At 41.2% G+C, this 3,806-nt stretch carries 3 protein-coding genes; 2 read left to right on the plus strand and 1 reads right to left on the minus strand.

From position 1 onward, the window contains the following. Nucleotides 1-415 precede the first annotated feature (415 nt). Together ACEW8U_RS16345 and ACEW8U_RS16350 are read left to right on the plus strand one after the other, a co-directional pair. The gene (locus tag ACEW8U_RS16345; RefSeq protein WP_373523123.1) at nt 416-1,804 is read left to right on the plus strand and encodes a sigma-54-dependent transcriptional regulator; all 1,389 of its coding nucleotides are present in this window, start codon (nt 416-418) and stop codon (nt 1,802-1,804) included. Then, nucleotides 1,794-3,149 carry a PAS domain-containing sensor histidine kinase gene (locus tag ACEW8U_RS16350; RefSeq protein WP_373523124.1) on the plus strand — a complete coding sequence of 452 codons (1,356 nt, stop codon included), beginning with the start codon at nt 1,794-1,796 and terminating at the stop codon, nt 3,147-3,149. Before ACEW8U_RS16345 ends, ACEW8U_RS16350 begins: the two co-directional genes overlap by 11 nt. A 285-nt stretch (nt 3,150-3,434) precedes the next feature. Here the strand turns inward: ACEW8U_RS16350 and ACEW8U_RS16355 are convergent. Then, the coding region (locus ACEW8U_RS16355; protein WP_373523125.1) for a DUF4386 domain-containing protein at nt 3,435-3,806 on the minus strand (372 nt) is incomplete at its 5' end.

Raw genomic sequence — 3,806 nt, forward strand, 5'->3', positions numbered from 1 at the left:
TGATATTTATTTTGTATTGAAAATGAAAAAATAGCGTAATTTTAATCCAATGCCCGATTTTGAAAAAACATTGTCCGTTTGTATCATTTCGGTACAAGGTTTGAAAAAAAAGAGAAAGGATGAAGGATAAAGGATGAAGGAAGAGGGATAAAGGATAAGGGATGAAGGATGAGGTTAGAGGGTGAATTTAAGATTTTAGATTTTAGATTTTGGTCTCAGTCGAAATTGGGATTAGTTTAGAACATATCTCTCCTCATGGTTCTCGCATCTTGGTTCTTGCTTCTTGGTTCTCGTTTCTCGGATCTCGGTTCTCGCTTCTTGGTTCTCGGTTCTCGTTTCTCGCCTCTCGGTTCTCGGTTCTCGCTTCTTGGTTCTCAAATCTCACATCTCAAATCTCACGTCTCACGTCTCACAAATGAAAGAACAAAAAACTGGAAAAATTCTGATTGTCGATGATAATGAGGATTTGCTCAAAGCAGCCAAAATATTTTTAAAGCGGCATTTTGGTCAGGTTGATACTGAAACCAACCCAAGTTTGCTGCCGATCCTGATTGTAAACGAACAGTATGATGTAATCATGTTGGACATGAACTTCACCAAAGACGTTAGCAGTGGTCAGGAAGGTTTTTATTGGTTGGACAGGATATTAGAGTTAGATTCTTCGGCTGTGGTGGTTTTGATTACCGCGTACGGGGATGTCAATACCGCTGTCAAGGCCATCAAGGAAGGTGCAACGGATTTTGTATTGAAGCCATGGGAAAACGAAAAATTACTGGCGACCCTCAACTCGGCTCTTCAACTCCGCCAATCCAAATTGGAGATAACCCAACTTAAAGACCAACAGCAACAGCTTTATCAGGATATAGACAGCAAATTCAAGGATATCATTGGGCAAAGTGGGCCCATGGTCAAAGTATTTGAAACCATAGATCGCGTAGCGGCCACCGATGCAAATGTGCTGATTTTGGGAGAAAACGGAACAGGGAAGGAACTGATAGCCCGTGCTATCCATCGATATTCTAAGAGACATCGGGAGGCTTTTGTCGGGGTAGATCTGGGATCAATTACCGGTACATTGTTTGAAAGTGAGCTCTTTGGCCACAAAAGAGGATCATTTACAGATGCCAAAGAAGACAGGGCAGGTCGATTTGAACAGGCAAACAAAGGCACCTTGTTTTTGGATGAAATAGCTAACCTTCCCTTACCCCTCCAAGCCAAATTACTTGCTGTGCTTCAAAATAGGGAAGTAACCAGAGTCGGTTCCAATAAAGTGATTCCGGTAAATATAAGGTTGATTTCGGCAACCAATATGAACATCCACAACATGGTGTATGAAAACACCTTCCGACAGGATTTGCTTTATAGAATCAATACGATTGAAATCACTTTGCCCCCCCTAAGAGAAAGACTGGATGACATTCCACTTTTGGCAAACCATTTTATTGACATCTACTCCAAAAAATACAACAAAGATATCCGCAAAGCAGGTGAAGCCCTCATCAAAAGAATGCAGAAATATCATTGGCCTGGAAATATCAGAGAATTGCAGCACAGTATCGAAAGGGCAGTAATCATGACATCCCATAGTATATTACAGCCTGAAGACTTGTTTATGCAAAAACAGATTTCACCCGAAAAACAAGAAGAAATGGTCAGCCTGGACCACCTCAATATAGAGGATGTGGAAAAAATCCTAATTAGAAAAGCGCTCCAGAAACACAATGGGCACATTACCCGTGCTGCTGAGGAATTGGGACTTACTCGTTCATCCCTTTACAGAAGATTAGAGAGGTATGGGCTTTAAATCATTTGCCTTAGGCATCATTATCCGTGTCATACTCATAGTGGCTATTGCCTATGTTGGTGTTTTCTTTTTCCAAAAAGAACAATCTGAATTACAGGGGATTTTGTTTTCTATCATAGTGTTGGTATTGACAGTGAATCTGATTTCTTATGTCAATACTACTAATAGAAAAATCACCAGATTTCTGGAATCCATAAGATACTCTGATTTTTCATCTTCTTTTACCAAAGACAGTAAGCTAGGACAATCATTCCGTGAGATGAACATGTCTTTTAACGAAGTCATCGATGCCTTTAAAAAAACCCGGGCCGAAAAAGAAGAACAAATGCTGTTTCTCCAGATTATGATTCAGCATATCAATACCGGAATTTTATCCTTTGACAGTGACGGAAAGATTGGTGTTATCAATGGCGCTGCCAAGCAATTGCTGCAGATTCCCCAATTCAAAGATATTCATGACTTGGGCAAATTATCCATTGACCTTCTCAGAAATGTACTGCAATTAAAGCCTGGTGGCTCTTTTTCCATCAAGATCAGTTCAGACCTACACCTCAATGTCCAATCCGCTTCCTTCAAAATGGAAGGGCATAGCTGGACCCTGATATCCTTTCAGAACATCAAATCTGAATTACAGAAAAATGAATTACAGGCATGGCAGAACCTCACCAAAGTCCTGAGACATGAAATCATGAATTCCATGACGCCGATTGCGAGTCTGGCAAATTCCCTAGGGACGATCTTGGAAGAAGATGTAGAGGAGAAAGATGACGGGATTCTTGTCATGCAAAAAGACTGTTTTATGGACCTGTCCGAGGGCCTTGAAACTATCAGTAAACGCAGTGCCGGATTGGTGGAATTTGTCAATGCTTACCGGGATTATACCAATATCCCACAACCGGTCATCAAACGGTTTCCTGTAGAACAAATGTTTGAAAATATCTGCGTATTGCTCAAAGAAGAACTCACCAAGGCGGATATCAAACTTATCCCCAAGTTGCAGCCAAAAGAATTGGAAATCCTAGCAGATCCTGACCTGATCCAGATGATCTTGATCAACCTGATCAAAAATGCAAAAGAAGCCATGGTACTGGCAGAAAACAGGACCATCATCCTATCAGCAAGTACAGACAACCAATCTATCCCATTTATCCAGGTGGTTGACCATGGAGAAGGAATAGTCCCCGAAGCGATCGAACGGATTTTTGTCCCCTTCTATACTACCAAAAAAACAGGCAGCGGCATAGGCCTTGCCATCTCCCGGCAAATCATGAACCTACACAAAGGTAGCCTTGAGGCAGAGTCTGTAGTCGGGGAAAAGACGGTGTTTACTTTGAGGTTTGGGTGAGAAGGGATTTTAGATTGATGATTTTAGATTTTAGATTGAAGGATGAAGGATAAGGGATGAAGTGCCAAAATTTCAGATCTTAGATTTTTGATTTTAGATTGGGGGAAGAGGGAAGGATAAGGGGTGAGGGAGAAAGGATGAAGGATGGTGCTGAATCGGGCAGCGTCATTCTGAATGGAGCTTCAGGTAAGTTTAAAATTTAGAAAAAGCCTTTCAGCGAAATGAAGAATCTCTTTACCTTAGAATACAGATAAATTTTATAGCAGAGGGCTCAGCGTTTTTTGTTTAAGTCTGGGAAAATGAACTTACAGCTTTATCTTTTTTATGCCGAATTCCAAATATCAACAAATACCCAATCATCCAAAATTCGCCGATTGTGGCAGGTATTGTAAGTATATCCACCCAATTGGAAGAAATGCCTGCGTAATTGATAAAAGTGTTCAGGATATACCCTATGCCACCAAGCATCAATAACCTACCAAGCCAGATGGGCATTCGTTGCGAACTCGTAATTGTATAACCCATTGGTATAAGCCACAGCCCGAAGAACAGACCTCCTACTCCCCAGGCGTTAGAGCTGAACTGCTCCAAAAGGTAAATGGCAGCAACTTTAAAGTCGGGAGTCAATAATGAGCCATTGGCAATCTTAATGGCAAC

The sequence above is a fragment of the Aquiflexum sp. genome (genome assembly GCF_041751335.1).
Lineage (GTDB): Bacteria > Bacteroidota > Bacteroidia > Cytophagales > Cyclobacteriaceae > Aquiflexum.